The organism is Corynebacterium sp. KPL1814, assembly GCF_000478175.1.
In the GTDB taxonomy this organism is placed as follows: domain Bacteria; phylum Actinomycetota; class Actinomycetes; order Mycobacteriales; family Mycobacteriaceae; genus Corynebacterium.
The window spans coordinates 295324-308426 of the sequence record NZ_KI515774.1; the positions used below are offsets into that span (position 1 = coordinate 295324).

Sequence of the window (13103 nt, forward strand, 5' to 3'; positions counted from 1 at the left end):
CTATGCAGCGCTAATTCCCTTAACTTTTAAAGTATCGGACTCTAAAGTAGGAACAAGTTAGAGAAAGGATCTTTGGTTATGTCATTTCAGCTGCAGCTCGATGTGGACTCCGCTACGGTTGGAGAATTGGCCGCGTTGCTTTCTGCCGCTCGCGCGGCTGGGGTCCGTGATGATGACGTCCTAGAATTAGATGGCACCACCTTGACCATCGCGGTCTCGGCCCCGCAGACGGGCGCGTCCCGCGCCGGGCAGAACGTCGGTGCGCCGCAGCGCGCAGACGACTTCGAACGCGAGGGCAGTGCGGACTCCCGCTCCCGCGGGCGCGGCGACCGCATTGGGGAGGCCACGATCCGCTCGCTTATCGATATCTTGAATGAACGCGGCACTGGCAATTCCTCGCGCGGTAATGGATACGGATTCTTCGGGGGAAGTTCGGATTACCATGGCTAAATCACCGGGGGCCCACCGCAGAAAGCTTATCTACCTCTGGGGCTGTATCGCCGTGGCGGCCATAATCGCCGTCGTCGTTGGCACGTGGGCAACCAACCGCCATCACCCGCCTAAAGGGACGATGACCGTGGGCGATGCCGTAGCCGGGGGCGTGGTGCAGGAAGAAGCGCCCGCCCAGGTTAATGGTGCAGTGGGAGGCGATGCGTCTTCAGAGGCCAATCGCGTGATGTCGCTGGCGAAGGCGTTGGGTATTCCGTTGGAATCGGTGCCGCGCGATATTACCCAGAATAAATCCGGAAAGTCTGATGTCCGGCAGTATCTAGAGCGCGAGTTAAAGAGCGCCGTGGCCTCTGGTGAGCTGGATGAAGACGATGAAAAGGCCATCATCGGTGCCTTTGAAAAGGGGATTGTCATCCCAGCCAGCGATGGCATCGTGGCTGAAAGCGCCCCGGCGAATTAGACCAGTGCCGTGGCCCCGGATTGCCTGCGAATGGTCCCCGCGAAGTTTCAGGAAACCGGCAGACTGACGGCATGGCTTTAACAGCTCGTCTCCCTAGAGTTATCCCATAACGAAACGGTAACGAAGCAAGCTGAGCGTTACCGAGGGACTGGAGGAGACGATGACAATCAAGAATAAGTTATCCACAACCGCGGCGGTGGCCGCAGCCATAGTCTTTCCTATTAGCGGGGGATTAGGTATTGCCTTTGCGGTAAACGCGGTTCCAGCAGAGACCATAGCCCAAGCAGCAACCGGGGACCCATTACTCCTGCACCTCAAGTCCGCATTCGATCTAGCAACTGCAATAGCGCGGCGATGACGTGAATACCCCATCCGCGCACCGCCGCAGCTGCTAAAGTGCCAGGCATGTTGGTTGATGCCGTTCGCCTGAAATCCATGCCGCGGGATTATCGCCGTAGCCTGCCTGTCTTTGATTACCTGGCAGATTTAAGGCGCTTTTCCTTTACCCGCCCGGTGACGATTTTCGTCGGTGATAACGGCATAGGAAAATCCAGCCTGCTGGCCGCCATGGCAACGGATCTTGGGTGTTCTCCCAAGGGCGGCCGGATGGGGGATCCGGAAGCAATCTTGCCGTTAAGCCCGGTGGTCTGCGAGGGCACGGGACTCATTCAGCGGGCCTATTTTTTGCGCGCGGAAACCCATGAATACCTCCTTTCGCGCGAGCAATCCCCCGAGGAATCCGGCGGGCGTTCCATCCTGCCCTCCCAGGTGGACGTGCAGGCCCGCTCGCACGGCGAGTCCGTTTTCGATGTGCTCTATGAGCGCGTCGATGGCGCGGGGGTATATATCTTTGACGAACCAGAATCGGGCTTATCCGTTGTCCGGCAACTGGCGCTGATCGCTGAAATCGCCCAAGCCGTTGACCGCGGTGCACAGTTATTTATCGCCACGCATTCACCGATCCTGCTGGGCTGCCCCAATGCCGATATCGTGGAATTAAATGACACCGGCTTCCAGCGCATTTCCTTTGATGAGGCCGAAGCCGTGGCAGCGACCAAGGAGTTCCTCGCGGATCCAGAGGGAACCATCAACTTTATCTTGGACCCAAAGGCAGAAGAAGCGGAAGAAGAGACGGAAGCCACGGAGATAGCGGCTGTCGATGAGGCCGAAGGACCGAATAAGCAGCGTTAGGTTACCTCCACGATCCTCACTGATGGACCCGCGTAGCCGCCGCGTCGGCGCAGGATGTGGGTGATGACGACACCAGCCATGCCGCACAGCCATACGGCTAGGACGGCAAGTGAAGCGGAGGTGAAATCGGGCATGGAGTAATTGGGGGCATCGGCAGAGTGGTCCAAGACCATGCCAAATAACTGCGCGCCCAACATGCCGGAGGTAAACCCGCCCATATTGCCCAGGCCGGTAGCGGTAGCGACGACAGAGCGGTCCATGTTCTCGCGGATGATGTCGAAGCCATAATTCGACGTCGGCGTGCACAGCGCGAGGATAAAGGAGACCGCGGTGATCGCCGCCAGACCCCCGCCGGTGCCGAAGGCGAAGAATAGTACCCAGGTCAGTACGTGCAGGCTTACGAACCCGAGCGCGACCCAGGGGCGGATATTCTGCGCGCGGGAGGAAATCCGGCCGTGCAAGGGTCCGACCAGAACCAAAAACACGGCCAAGAGGGTCAGTACGAGGCTGGCCTTGCCCTTGGACAACTCCATGCCTTGGGTCATCATGGGCATGCCCCACAGCATGACAAAGACAATCAGCGGCAACATGCCGCTGTAGTGGATAAAGTATGCCTGCCAGGCAATAGGCGAGGTAAAGACCGCCTTCAAGCGCGCACCGATGCTGCTGCCCTGGGAGTTTGGTGGTTCCTTCTCCAGCGGAATAACCCCGAGCTTTTCTGGGGAGTCAGCGACCGCGACTGCGGCGGCAATGGCGACGAGGATGCCCACTGCACCCAAGGTCACGAATGCCGCGGTCCATCCGGCTGTTCCTAGTAACCAGAGGAACGGGACGGCGGAAATGAATTGACCCATCTGGCCAATGGAGGAGGTCACCTGGGTAAACATTGGCGTGCGATGCAGCGGGAACCAGTAGGGCAGAATGCGCATCACCGACAGGAAGCCTGTGGCATCACCGGCGCCGATGAGCACGCGCGCGATGATGGCTACCCCGTAATTGCTGGTAAAACCGAGCATGACCTGGCCGACGCCCATAATGACCGCACCTACCACGAGTAGGATGCGGGGGCCAAATTTATCGATGAGCATGCCGGTTGGGATCTGCGCGATGGCATAAACACCCAATTGCACGGAGGTAAATACCGCGATGCGCCCGGCATCGACGTCAAAGCGCTCGATGGCATCGAGGCCGGCAACGCCGAAGGAAGACCGCCCGGTAATGGCTACAAGGTAGACCGCCATGGCCGCCACCCAAATCATTAACGCCTGGGTTGTGATAACTTCTCTCGGATTTGGCTGCGACATGGCTGATACCTTACGCGTTAACTACTAGGATTCATCTTGTGAAGTATATTTCGACCCGTGATACCACCGGCCAGCCCGCATCCTTTACGGATATCCTCTTAGGAGGGCTCGCGCCCGATGGTGGCCTATACCTGCCTGAAACCTACCCGCAACTGGATTCCGCCACGTTGGATGCGTGGCGCGATGTGGTGAAAACCGACGGCTATGCCGCCCTTGCGGCCGAGGTCCTCAAGCTGTTCATCGATGATATTCCAGAAGAAGATCTGGATAAAATCGCCGCCCGGGCATATACCAGCCCGAAGTTTGCCTCCCCAGAGATCGCCCCGGTCACGGAGCTTGGTGATGACCTCTTTATCGGCCACCTATCCGAGGGGCCCACCGCTGCATTTAAAGATATGGCCATGCAGCTTTTGGGCGAGCTTTTTGAATATGAGCTTGCCCGCCGCGGGGAGACGCTGAACATTTTGGGCGCTACCTCTGGCGATACTGGCTCTTCTGCCGAATACGCCATGCGCGGTCGCGACGGCATCCGCGTTTTTATGCTGACCCCGGCCGGGCGCATGACCGCCTTCCAGCAGGCGCAAATGTTCGGCTTGGATGATCCGAATATTTTCAATATCGCCCTCGATGGTGTCTTTGATGATTGCCAGGACGTGGTAAAGGCCGTCTCCAGCGATGCAGAGTTTAAGGCCAACTACCGCATCGGTGCGGTCAACTCCATTAACTGGGCTCGACTGTTGGCCCAGGTGGTTTACTATATTTGCTGCTGGATCAAGGTCACCGATAGTAACGAGCAAAAGGTATCCTTTAGCGTTCCAACCGGTAACTTCGGCGATATTTGCGCCGGGCATATCGCGCGCAGCATGGGCCTTCCCATCGATCGCCTCATTGTGGCGACGAATGAGAATGATGTATTGGATGAGTTCTTCCGCACCGGCAACTACCGCCCGCGCCCAGCTGCGGAAACCATGGCCACCTCATCGCCGTCAATGGATATTTCCCGCGCCTCCAACTTCGAGCGCTTCGCCTTCGATCTTCTAGGGCGCGATGCCGCCCGCGTCGCGGATCTCTTTGGCATCAAGGTCAAAGAAGGCGGGTTCAACCTTGAAGAAGACCTTATTACGGCCGCGCGCGAGGATTACGGTTTCTTGTCCGGATCCTCCACCCACGATGACCGCCTAGCCACCATCAAGGACGTGCACGAGCGCTATGGCTACCTAGCGGATCCACACACGGCCGACGGCATCAAGGTGGCGCGTGCGGCCCAAAAAGAGGGCGTGACGACTCCCATCGTCTGCTTAGAGACCGCACTGCCGGTAAAATTCAGCGAAACCATCACCGAGGCCATCGGGAGCGCACCGCAGCCACCGGAGCGTTTTGCTGACATCCTGAACGCGGAGCGCCACGTGGCGGATCTGCCCAACGATGCCGCAGCGGTGAAGGACTTTATTACCTCAAGCATCAAGAACACGGAGGTGTAGCTACCACATGGCATTAGAAAACTTCGCCGGACCGGAGCACTATACCGAGTTCGATCTGGAAAAATTTATCCGCGACTTAAAAGCACAAGCAGAGGCGGATAAGGAAGAACAAGACAAGGACTCTGCAGGTGACGCGGGTACGGATAGCCAGTAGTCTGCTGGCAGCAGCAGGGCTCTTTACGGTGGCATCGTGTAGCACCGATGCCCCCCAGCAGCAGGATGGGGTGGTTGCGCAATCCACCGACACGCCACCGCCAGCACCGAATGAATTTTATGAGCCCGCGGTGGTGCCGGTGCCCCCAGGTGCCGCGCTGAATTTAACCACGAGCGACCCGCAGCCGGGCGAGTACTTTAACTTCCAGTCCTGCACCGCGGCGTGGTCTTTCGCGCTTGCCGATGGCCGCACCATCGCCGTGACAGTCTCCCATTGCGGCAAACCTGGCGATAAGGTCTGGGCCGGAACCCAAGAGGGCGACTTCGCCTACCCAGCAGATCCAGTAGGCGAGGTGATCTATTCGGACTTCTTTGCAGAGGAGACCAATCATTTAGACGTTGCCTTCATCGAGCTTTACCGCGATGCGCAGTACTTCACCCCAGAAGAGGTGGCCACCACCGTGGCCACGCAGCTGGACAAGCTGCCGGATGCGGTGTGCAAGCTAGGCAGTTCCACCATTGTGACCTGTGGGAACGTGAAAAACGCGGTGGATTCCACGCAGCTCAACTACCAGGGCCTAGAACACGATTCCAACGCCGCCTTGGCAGAGATGTGCAGCGCCGTCGGGGATTCCGGCGGGCCCGTCTATGGCGATGTGGATGGACGGCAGACTATCGTCGGCTTGGTTTCTGGAATCACCGAGCCCCTGGACGAAGGACATAGCTGCGAAGACACGGAACAAAACATTGACGTGGCCTTTACCACCGCGCCGGATATCCAAGAACTGGCGCTGAAGGTCCTCGGCCCCGTGGCGTAGGGTCAGGCAAGATTGGCTACGCTAGGTGGTATGCCAACGCCTGATTATATTGTGAAGCTGCGCGAATCCATCGGCCACGATCAGATCTTCGTCCCCGCGTGCAGCGCCATCATTCTCCGCGATGTACCTACCGGTGCTGCCTTGTGGGAGGTGCCATCCGTGCTTCTGGTCAAGCGCGCCGATAACGCGGTGTGGACCCCGGTGGAAGGCATCTGTGAGCCGGGTGAGGAGATTACGATCACCGCCTTGCGCGAGGTCAAAGAAGAAGTAGGCCTCGATGCCAAGGTGGAAGCGCTCCTGGGCGTTGGCCAGTCGGGCCCGGTAACCTATCCCAATGGCGATGAATGCATGTTCATGGGCACCGCGCTGCGCCTGTCTGTCGCCGACGACGCCGAGCCCGTCATCAGCGATGAAGAAAATACCGAAGCACAGTGGTTTTCGGTGGCCCACCTTCCAGATAGCTTGTCGCGCCGCCATCGCCTGATGATCGCGGATGCCGTGGCGCATCTTAAGCACCCGCAAGGCTTTTCTCCCCGCATGGGTTGGATGAAGCGCAGCGAGCAGCCCGGGCTCTAGCGCGTCTCCTGCGTGCCGATGAGCAGAAGTTGTAGCTCCTCCGCGCTATTCGCCACGACCAACTCTTGGGCGATACACTCCCGAGCCTCCGCCACGTCTTCATCGGACCCGCAGCATATGACCGTGGCATCGATAGTCAGCAGCAGCTTGCCGCGTCGCGCCAGCTCAAAAAATAACTCGCTATCTTCTGGTCCCCATTCCCAGGCGGTGCCGTAGAAATCCCGGGCGCCATCGCCAAGCCAAGAAGTTTCAAGCGTTAGGCCTGCTCGGCATAAGTAGACTCCGTCGCGACGCAAGCCGGCGAGCACCTCCCGCACTCCAGCGAGGTGCGCAGCATCCCAGGCGATGAAGGTAATAGGAGAAGAGCTCATGGCCCGATGATAGATGAGGGAAGACATCTCCTAGTGAATCAATTCTTTGCGCGTGCGGCCTTCCCAGAGCCAGCCTAAGAACCGCGCCGAACACAGGCACCAGTGCGCAACAAGGAGCAAGGGAATGCTCAGCGCGATAACGTCAAGCCATTGCGATCCATTGACCAATGCCGTTTGATGCCCGCCCATGCTCACGGTGCCAGGCGGGAAGGTGCACGCCCACCACGCGGGAGAGTAGGGGACCCAGCGGGCAGCTCGCGGATAAAAAGTCACCATTGCATAAAGCGATAGCGGGATGGCAATAGCTAGGGCTATAAGCCCGTAGTACACGGAGATACTGCCTGGGTAGAGGACCTGCATTGCGGTAGTAGATTGCCCTACCACGCCTAATGGCACCCACGCGGTGGCGGATTTTCCACCACTAAAATCCACTTTGCCGTGCCAGGCTGCCCAGTAGACGTAGACAAATACCGGGACTGCCGTCAGCAAGGACATAGCGAAGAGCACGGTGCCCATGATGTGGTAGATCTGCCCGTAATCGAGGGCAAGCCATCCAGCCACCGATGCCGAAATCATCGGCCCCACCAAAGGAAGACCCCAGGTAAAGCGCGGCTCTCCATCGAAGCGGGTGAGCTGAATACCCCACGTAATGACGGTGACGGGGCCACCCACCCAAAAGCCGACGAGGCGGAATATTCCAATGCCCGTCAACCCTGATAATGCCGCCCCAAGCGCGAGGACGCCGATGAAAAACATGGACCACTCCGCCATGGTGGTCCGCTCAAAACGAGGACTGCGGTAGCGGGCGTAACCAGCGGTCAAAACGACGAAAATGGCGCACGCAAATGCAGCAAATACTCCAGCGGCAATGAACATTTCTTCTTCAACCAACATGCGCGAGACGATGGAGGTACCCATAAGGCTGCCGGCCCAAGCCGGACCAGGCGGGGGAAGGTGGCGGAATTTATCAGTCACTACCTAGACTCTAGTTTCATCCAGAGCTTCTTACTTGGACTGAGCCGCTTTTTGCCCGGTGAAAACCCTCATGTGCGCGCTGGGGAGCGGCCACCGTCAAAGTGGGCGGCGGGTATGACGAAACTCTCGGGCACACTTACCTGTGCCAATGCAAGCAAAAAGAAAGCAGCCACCTAAGCATTGGTTAGGTGGCTGCCTCGTAACTGAAGCTAGCTAAGAACTAGCAGCGACGCCTTAGCAGTCGAAGTAGAGCTCGAACTCCTGCGGGGTGGGACGCAGGCGCGCTGGGTTGATCTCGTTTTCGTACTTGTAGTTGATGTAGGTCTCGAGGAGGTCCTCGGTAAAGACATCACCCTCGGTCAGGAAGTCCATGTCTTCCTTCAGCGCCTCCAGGGAAGCCTCCAGGGAGGTTGGTGCCTGCGGGATGGACTCGGCCTCTGCTGGCGGCAGCTCATAGAGGTCCTTATCCACTGGGGCGTGCGGCTCGATGCGGTTCTTCACGCCATCCACACCGGCCATCATCATGGCGGCAAAGGCCAGGTATGGGTTGCTGGATGGGTCCGGTGCGCGGAACTCGATGCGCTTAGCCTTCGGGTTGGAACCAGTAATCGGGATGCGGATCGCGGCCGAACGGTTGCGCTGGGAGTACACCAGGTTGATCGGCGCCTCGAAGCCAGGAACCAAGCGGTGGTAGGAATTCAGCGTTGGGTTGGTAAAGGCGAGCACGGCGCCGGCGTGGTGCAGGATACCGCCGATGAAGTAGCGGGCGATATCGGAAAGCCCTGCGTAGCCAGCCTCATCGTGGAAGAGTGGCTCGCCGTCCTTCCACAGGGACATGTGGGCGTGCATGCCGGAACCATTATCGCCAGCCAGCGGCTTAGGCATGAAGGTCGCGGCCTTGCCCCACTCCTGGGCGGTGCGCTTGACCACGTACTTGAAGGTCTGAATGTCATCGCCGGCGTGCAGCAAGGAGTTGAAGCGGTAGTTGATCTCGTTTTGAGCCGCGCCCACCTCGTGGTGGAAGCGCTCGATCTGGAAGCCGACCTCTTGCAGGTTGGCCACGATGTCATCGCGGACCTCGCTGTGCTTATCGTACGGCGGGGTGGGGAAGTAGCCACCCTTCACGCGGGTCTTGTATCCGGTATTGGGAGTGCCGTCCAGGTTGGTCTCGTTATCGCGGTTCCACCAGCCTTCATTGGAGTCCACCTCATAGAAACCGTGCTGCATATCGGTGCCATAGCGCACGGAATCGAAGAGGTAGAACTCGGCCTCGGCGCCGAAGTTACAGGTATCGGCGATGCCCGTGGACTGCAAGTATTCCTCGGCCTTGCGGGCAATATTGCGCGAGTCACGGGTAAAAGGCTCAAAGGTAAAGGGATCGTGGACGAAGAACTTGATATTCAGGGTCTTCGCCGAACGGAAGGGATCGATATGCGCGGTGGCCGGATCCGGCAGCAGCGTCATATCGGATTCTTCGATGGTGGTAAAACCACGAATCGAAGAACCATCAAAGGCCAAGCCATTTTCGGCATCTTCTTCAGTAAATTCGCTGGCAGGGATGGAAAAGTGGTGCTCGGTGCCGGGGACGTCCGTAAAGCGGACATCCACGAACTTTACGTCCTCATCCTGAATAAATTGGACGATGTCCTGCACTGTCTCGAAAGACAAGATTGCCTCCTGTTTGTTGGCCGATGAATTATCTGCCTATAGCCTACTAGTTTTATCCACCCGGCATGGCCATTGGCCTCGTTTCACTTCTGGGTGAGGGGCAACTAAATTGGTGAGCATGGCAGACAAGCGCACGTGGCTCGATGGGCCCAATATTCCGGGCGAATATGACGATGCAGGAACCCCCGGCCGGTGGCCAGGTGAAAACTTGGGCTTGCCGGAATCTGGGCCTGGGTCCATGGCGTCGGTAGGCCGCCGCGCAGGCGCCGTAGCCATTGACTGGATCATTTGCATGCTGCTGGCCAATCTCATCCACATGTTCACCACGCAGCTCGGAGGCGTATCCTTTTTAGGCTACGCGCTCTGGGCGTTAATGGGCATCGTGTGCGGCTGGCTATTCGCACGCACCCCGGGCATGCTCATCCTCGGCATGGGCGTGGCCCGCCTAGATGTGCCTGGCGCGCAGGTGGGCCTGTGGCGCGCGGCAGTGCGCACGTTGCTTACCGGCGTCATCTTTCCCGCCGCCATGGTGGACGCGGACGGCCGCGGCATGCACGACCGCGCAACTGGCACCATCGTTATTAACTCTTAGCGGCGCGCGGGGATAAGTCCCGCGCACCGTAAAATTACGAAAACCACGACAGTCCCTGCAACCTTTCCCAATCGGGTGGTTGCAGGGACTGTTTCTGCTTAAGAGCAAGGCGAGAGCCGAAAGCCTAGCCGGGGTGAGTGGCTAAAGCAGTATTTAGCCCTTGCCTTTGCGCTGTTGCGCGCGGCGCATGCGGCGGTTCATACCGGACATGTTCTGCGCCTGTTGCGGCATTGGGCCCTTAGGCATGCCGGGCATTGTTCCCGGCATGGAGTCCATGGCCTCAATGCGGCGGATATTTTCGTAGGTAGCGTTCTTATTGTAGTTGCGCGGCAGCTTCATGAGGTGGTTGCGCAGCTTGGAAACCGGCACCTCGTCCTCGCCGGTGCCGACGTAGACCTCATAGACCGGCACGCCGCCGGCAATCTTGTCCACGCGTTTCTTTAGCTGGTTAAGGGAGGGGCGAAGGCGGTTCTTATTGCCCTCGCACACGAAGATGACGCCCGCATTACCGATGACCCTGTGGATAAGGTCCTGCTGGCGGGTAGCGGCGATGCCAGATTTTACGGACCATACGATGCCGACGGTATTGCGCAGCTGCTGCTCCAAGGCCCAACCGGCGGCGCCGGGTTGGTCTTCGACGCGCTTGTACATATCGCGTTCTAGGCGGCGGGTAAAAAGGAACATCGCCAAAAGCGCGCCCAAGCCCAGGCCGATAATCAGCATGAACCATTGACCGTTAAAGAGCGTACCAATGAGGAAGAACAAAAGGCCGACGCCGAGGAAGGCGGCCAGCATGATAGGGATGAGCGCCTTATCCTGCTTGCGTTGCAAATTGAAGGCCTGCCACAACTGTGACCAGGTTTGCTTACGCTTTTGGCGCTTGGCCGCGCGTTCTTGCTTCTTGGCAGCTTTCATGGCTGCTTTGTCATCTTTCGCCATAGTTCCTACTTTAAGGGTCAGGTGACAAAAATGTTAAACGGCCCCCGCAGATGGCGAGGGCCGAGTAAGAATATTCCGGGATTTTAGCGCACGGTTGCCGCGACCGAATTAGCATTGGCCGGAGTCTTGGCCATGCGGGTGGTTACCGGGGTTTCTTCCGAAGGACCGTACTTATCCAGCAAGGTGGATGCCTCTTGAGCGGTAGCGCCCTGGGAGGTCTCCTTAAGGTGCTTGAGGTTCTCCGGCAGCTCCAGGCCGCGCTTTTCCATGGCCTGCACGTACAGGCGGCCGGCGCGGTAGGAAGAGCGAACCAGCGGGCCGGACATGACGCCGCCGAAGCCCAGTTCCTTAGCCAGCTTGGAGTGAGCCACGAATTCCTCCGGGCGCACCCAGCGCTCGATGGGGTGGAAGCGCGGGCCGGGGCGCAGGTACTGGGTGATGGTGATGATGTCGCAGCCAGCCTCGCGCAGGTCGCGCAATGCTTCCTCGACCTCGTCCTCGGTCTCGCCCATGCCCAAAATCAGGTTGGACTTGGTAATAAGGCCGTAGTCGTGGGCCTGGCGGATAACATCGAGGGAGCGCTCGTAGCGGAAGGCCGGGCGGATGCGCTTGAAGATGCGCGGCACGGTCTCCAGGTTGTGGGCGAAGACCTCGGGCTGCGCCTCGAAGACCTCTTCGAGCAGGTCCGGCTTGCCAGAGAAATCTGGGGTGAGGTTCTCTACGCCGGTGTGCGGGTTGAGCTCGTGGATCTTGCGCACGATCTCCGCATACAGCCATGCGCCCTCATCCGGGAGGTCATCGCGGGTCACACCGGTAATGGTGGTGTAGTTGAGGTCCATTTCCTGGATGTTTTCGGCCACGCGGCGCGGCTCGTCGCGGTCGAGCGGCTCCGGCTTGCCGGTAGCGATATCGCAGAAGTCGCAACGGCGCGTGCACTTATCGCCGCCGATGAGGAAGGTTGCCTCGCGGGATTCCCAGCATTCGTGGATATTCGGACACCCGGCTTCTTGGCAGACGGTGTGCAGGGAAGCGCCGGCCACGCGGGATTTCATGTCCTCGTAGCCCGGTCCGGTGCGAACCTGGTTGCGGATCCACCGCGGCTTTTGTTCGATGGGCGACTCCGCATTTTTCTTCTCAATGCGGAGCATCTTGCGTCCTTCAGGCTTTACAGTCACAAATACTCACTTTATCGATCAAAGATGGTGATGGCTAATAGCTCTTCTTGGTATAAGGCGCGCGGGCGCACAACTATTCCACGCTAGCCCCAAACTAGGGCCATGGGGGCTTAAGCCTGCGCTTGCCGACGCCGCTTTCGCGCCTTCTCATTCGCAAGCTTTGTGGGATCGGGTGCGGAACCGAAACTGTGATCGGCAACGATGAGGCGGCCCGAGAGGGCATCATCAAGCGCCTGCAAGAGTGGCTGTGCGGCCTCTTCCATCGTGACCTCGCGGCCGAGTTCCAGCGAGAGCGTGGTGATATCTGCATCATCGATGCCACAGGCCACGATGTGATCGTAATACTCCAGCGTATTGCTGCAGTTGAGTGCCAAGCCGTGCATGGTAACCCCGCGGGTGATGCGGATTCCCAGCGCGGCGATCTTGCGATCGCGCTGCGAGGCTGAAGGATCTTTTGCCTGGGTGGTAGAAGGCACCCACACCCCGGAGCGGCCGTCGATGCGACCTGCGGTCGTCACGCCCAACTCCCGTACGGCCTGGATGGTGGCCTCCTCGAGGCGGCGGACATAATCGACGACATCGACAGGCTCTGCCAGCTTGATGATGGGGTAGAGCACCAACTGCCCTTCGCCGTGCCAGGTAATGCGCCCACCGCGGTCCACGGTGATGACCGGCAGATCGTTATCCGGCATGTCCTCAGGCTGCGTGCGCTTGCCCGCGGTGTAGATATTGGGGTGTTCGACTACTAAGACCACATCGTCCTGCGTGCCCTGCGCGCGCGCAGCCGCCACTTCCGCCTGATAATCCCACGCCTCTTGGTAATCCATGCGGCCCAAATGGCGTATTTCAAGGGGGTTGTCCGAGGCGCGAATGGAGCGTTCAGCGGGAAAGAAAGGATCGCGTGGTGCAGTCATAATCTCTAGTGTCGTCTTCTTTGGTAGGGAAAAGCA

At 58.9% G+C, this 13103-nt stretch carries 15 protein-coding genes; 8 read left to right on the plus strand and 7 right to left on the minus strand.

Annotated features, from left to right (window positions below; translation table 11 throughout):
* The first annotated feature begins 78 nt into the window (after nt 1–78).
* The 3 genes from HMPREF1257_RS01375 (at nt 79) to HMPREF1257_RS01385 (ending at nt 2101) form a co-directional block, all read left to right on the plus strand.
* Nucleotides 79–450, plus strand: coding sequence for a hypothetical protein (locus HMPREF1257_RS01375; RefSeq protein ID WP_023023192.1), 372 nt, complete (start codon nt 79–81; stop codon nt 448–450).
* Nucleotides 443–910 carry a hypothetical protein gene (locus tag HMPREF1257_RS01380; RefSeq protein WP_034659092.1) on the plus strand — a complete coding sequence of 156 codons (468 nt, stop codon included), beginning with the start codon at nt 443–445 and terminating at the stop codon, nt 908–910. The genes HMPREF1257_RS01375 and HMPREF1257_RS01380 overlap by 8 nt, the downstream gene beginning before the upstream one ends.
* Before the next feature lie 405 nt (nt 911–1315).
* Nucleotides 1316–2101: an AAA family ATPase gene (locus HMPREF1257_RS01385; RefSeq protein WP_023023183.1), complete on the plus strand. Its 786-nt coding sequence runs from the start codon at nt 1316–1318 to the stop codon at nt 2099–2101.
* On the opposite strand, the gene HMPREF1257_RS01390 is transcribed toward HMPREF1257_RS01385, so the two are convergent.
* The gene (locus HMPREF1257_RS01390; RefSeq protein WP_034659094.1) at nt 2098–3405 is read right to left on the minus strand and encodes an MFS transporter; all 1308 of its coding nucleotides are present in this window, start codon (nt 3403–3405) and stop codon (nt 2098–2100) included. The two genes, HMPREF1257_RS01385 and HMPREF1257_RS01390, sit on opposite strands and share 4 nt — an antisense overlap.
* 38 nt (nt 3406–3443) lie before the next feature.
* Between HMPREF1257_RS01390 and thrC the strand changes: the two genes are divergently transcribed.
* Genes thrC through HMPREF1257_RS01405 form a run of 4 tightly spaced genes read left to right on the plus strand, consistent with a single transcriptional unit; the run spans nt 3444 to nt 6433 of the window.
* The gene (gene thrC, locus HMPREF1257_RS01395; protein ID WP_023023179.1) at nt 3444–4886 is read left to right on the plus strand and encodes a threonine synthase; all 1443 of its coding nucleotides are present in this window, start codon (nt 3444–3446) and stop codon (nt 4884–4886) included.
* A gap of 7 nt (nt 4887–4893) precedes the next feature.
* The gene (locus HMPREF1257_RS12345; protein ID WP_023023177.1) at nt 4894–5040 is read left to right on the plus strand and encodes a hypothetical protein; all 147 of its coding nucleotides are present in this window, start codon (nt 4894–4896) and stop codon (nt 5038–5040) included.
* 28 nt (nt 5041–5068) lie between these two features.
* Entirely contained in the window at nt 5069–5857 is a 789-nt protein-coding gene (locus tag HMPREF1257_RS01400; RefSeq protein WP_084529566.1) for a trypsin, read from the plus strand.
* 30 nt (nt 5858–5887) lie between these two features.
* The gene (locus HMPREF1257_RS01405; protein ID WP_023023172.1) at nt 5888–6433 is read left to right on the plus strand and encodes an NUDIX domain-containing protein; all 546 of its coding nucleotides are present in this window, start codon (nt 5888–5890) and stop codon (nt 6431–6433) included.
* Here the strand turns inward: HMPREF1257_RS01405 and HMPREF1257_RS01410 are convergent.
* The 3 genes from HMPREF1257_RS01410 to glnA all read right to left on the minus strand — a co-directional run bounded on the left by HMPREF1257_RS01410 (nt 6430) and on the right by glnA (nt 9447).
* Nucleotides 6430–6804 carry a hypothetical protein gene (locus tag HMPREF1257_RS01410; protein WP_023023170.1) on the minus strand — a complete coding sequence of 125 codons (375 nt, stop codon included), beginning with the start codon at nt 6802–6804 and terminating at the stop codon, nt 6430–6432. The two genes, HMPREF1257_RS01405 and HMPREF1257_RS01410, sit on opposite strands and share 4 nt — an antisense overlap.
* A gap of 30 nt (nt 6805–6834) precedes the next feature.
* Nucleotides 6835–7779 carry a hypothetical protein gene (locus HMPREF1257_RS01415; protein WP_023023168.1) on the minus strand — a complete coding sequence of 315 codons (945 nt, stop codon included), beginning with the start codon at nt 7777–7779 and terminating at the stop codon, nt 6835–6837.
* A gap of 234 nt (nt 7780–8013) precedes the next feature.
* A complete protein-coding gene (gene glnA, locus HMPREF1257_RS01420) occupies nt 8014–9447 on the minus strand; it encodes a type I glutamate--ammonia ligase (RefSeq protein ID WP_023023166.1) in 1434 nt (477 codons plus the stop codon).
* A 118-nt stretch (nt 9448–9565) separates the two neighbouring features.
* Here glnA and HMPREF1257_RS01425 point away from each other — a divergent pair, with 118 nt between their 5' ends.
* Entirely contained in the window at nt 9566–10039 is a 474-nt protein-coding gene (locus HMPREF1257_RS01425) for an RDD family protein (protein ID WP_023023164.1), read from the plus strand.
* Nucleotides 10040–10192: 153 nt separating this feature from the next.
* Here HMPREF1257_RS01425 and HMPREF1257_RS01430 read toward each other — a convergent pair whose 3' ends face one another.
* From HMPREF1257_RS01430 to lipB, 3 genes are all read right to left on the minus strand, one after another.
* Entirely contained in the window at nt 10193–10978 is a 786-nt protein-coding gene (locus tag HMPREF1257_RS01430; protein WP_023023162.1) for a DUF4191 domain-containing protein, read from the minus strand.
* Between the two features lie 83 nt (nt 10979–11061).
* Nucleotides 11062–12126, minus strand: coding sequence for a lipoyl synthase (gene lipA, locus HMPREF1257_RS01435; RefSeq protein ID WP_023023160.1), 1065 nt, complete (start codon nt 12124–12126; stop codon nt 11062–11064).
* A gap of 137 nt (nt 12127–12263) precedes the next feature.
* Nucleotides 12264–13067 carry a lipoyl(octanoyl) transferase LipB gene (gene lipB / locus HMPREF1257_RS01440; protein ID WP_023023157.1) on the minus strand — a complete coding sequence of 268 codons (804 nt, stop codon included), beginning with the start codon at nt 13065–13067 and terminating at the stop codon, nt 12264–12266.
* Nucleotides 13068–13103 lie beyond the last annotated feature (36 nt).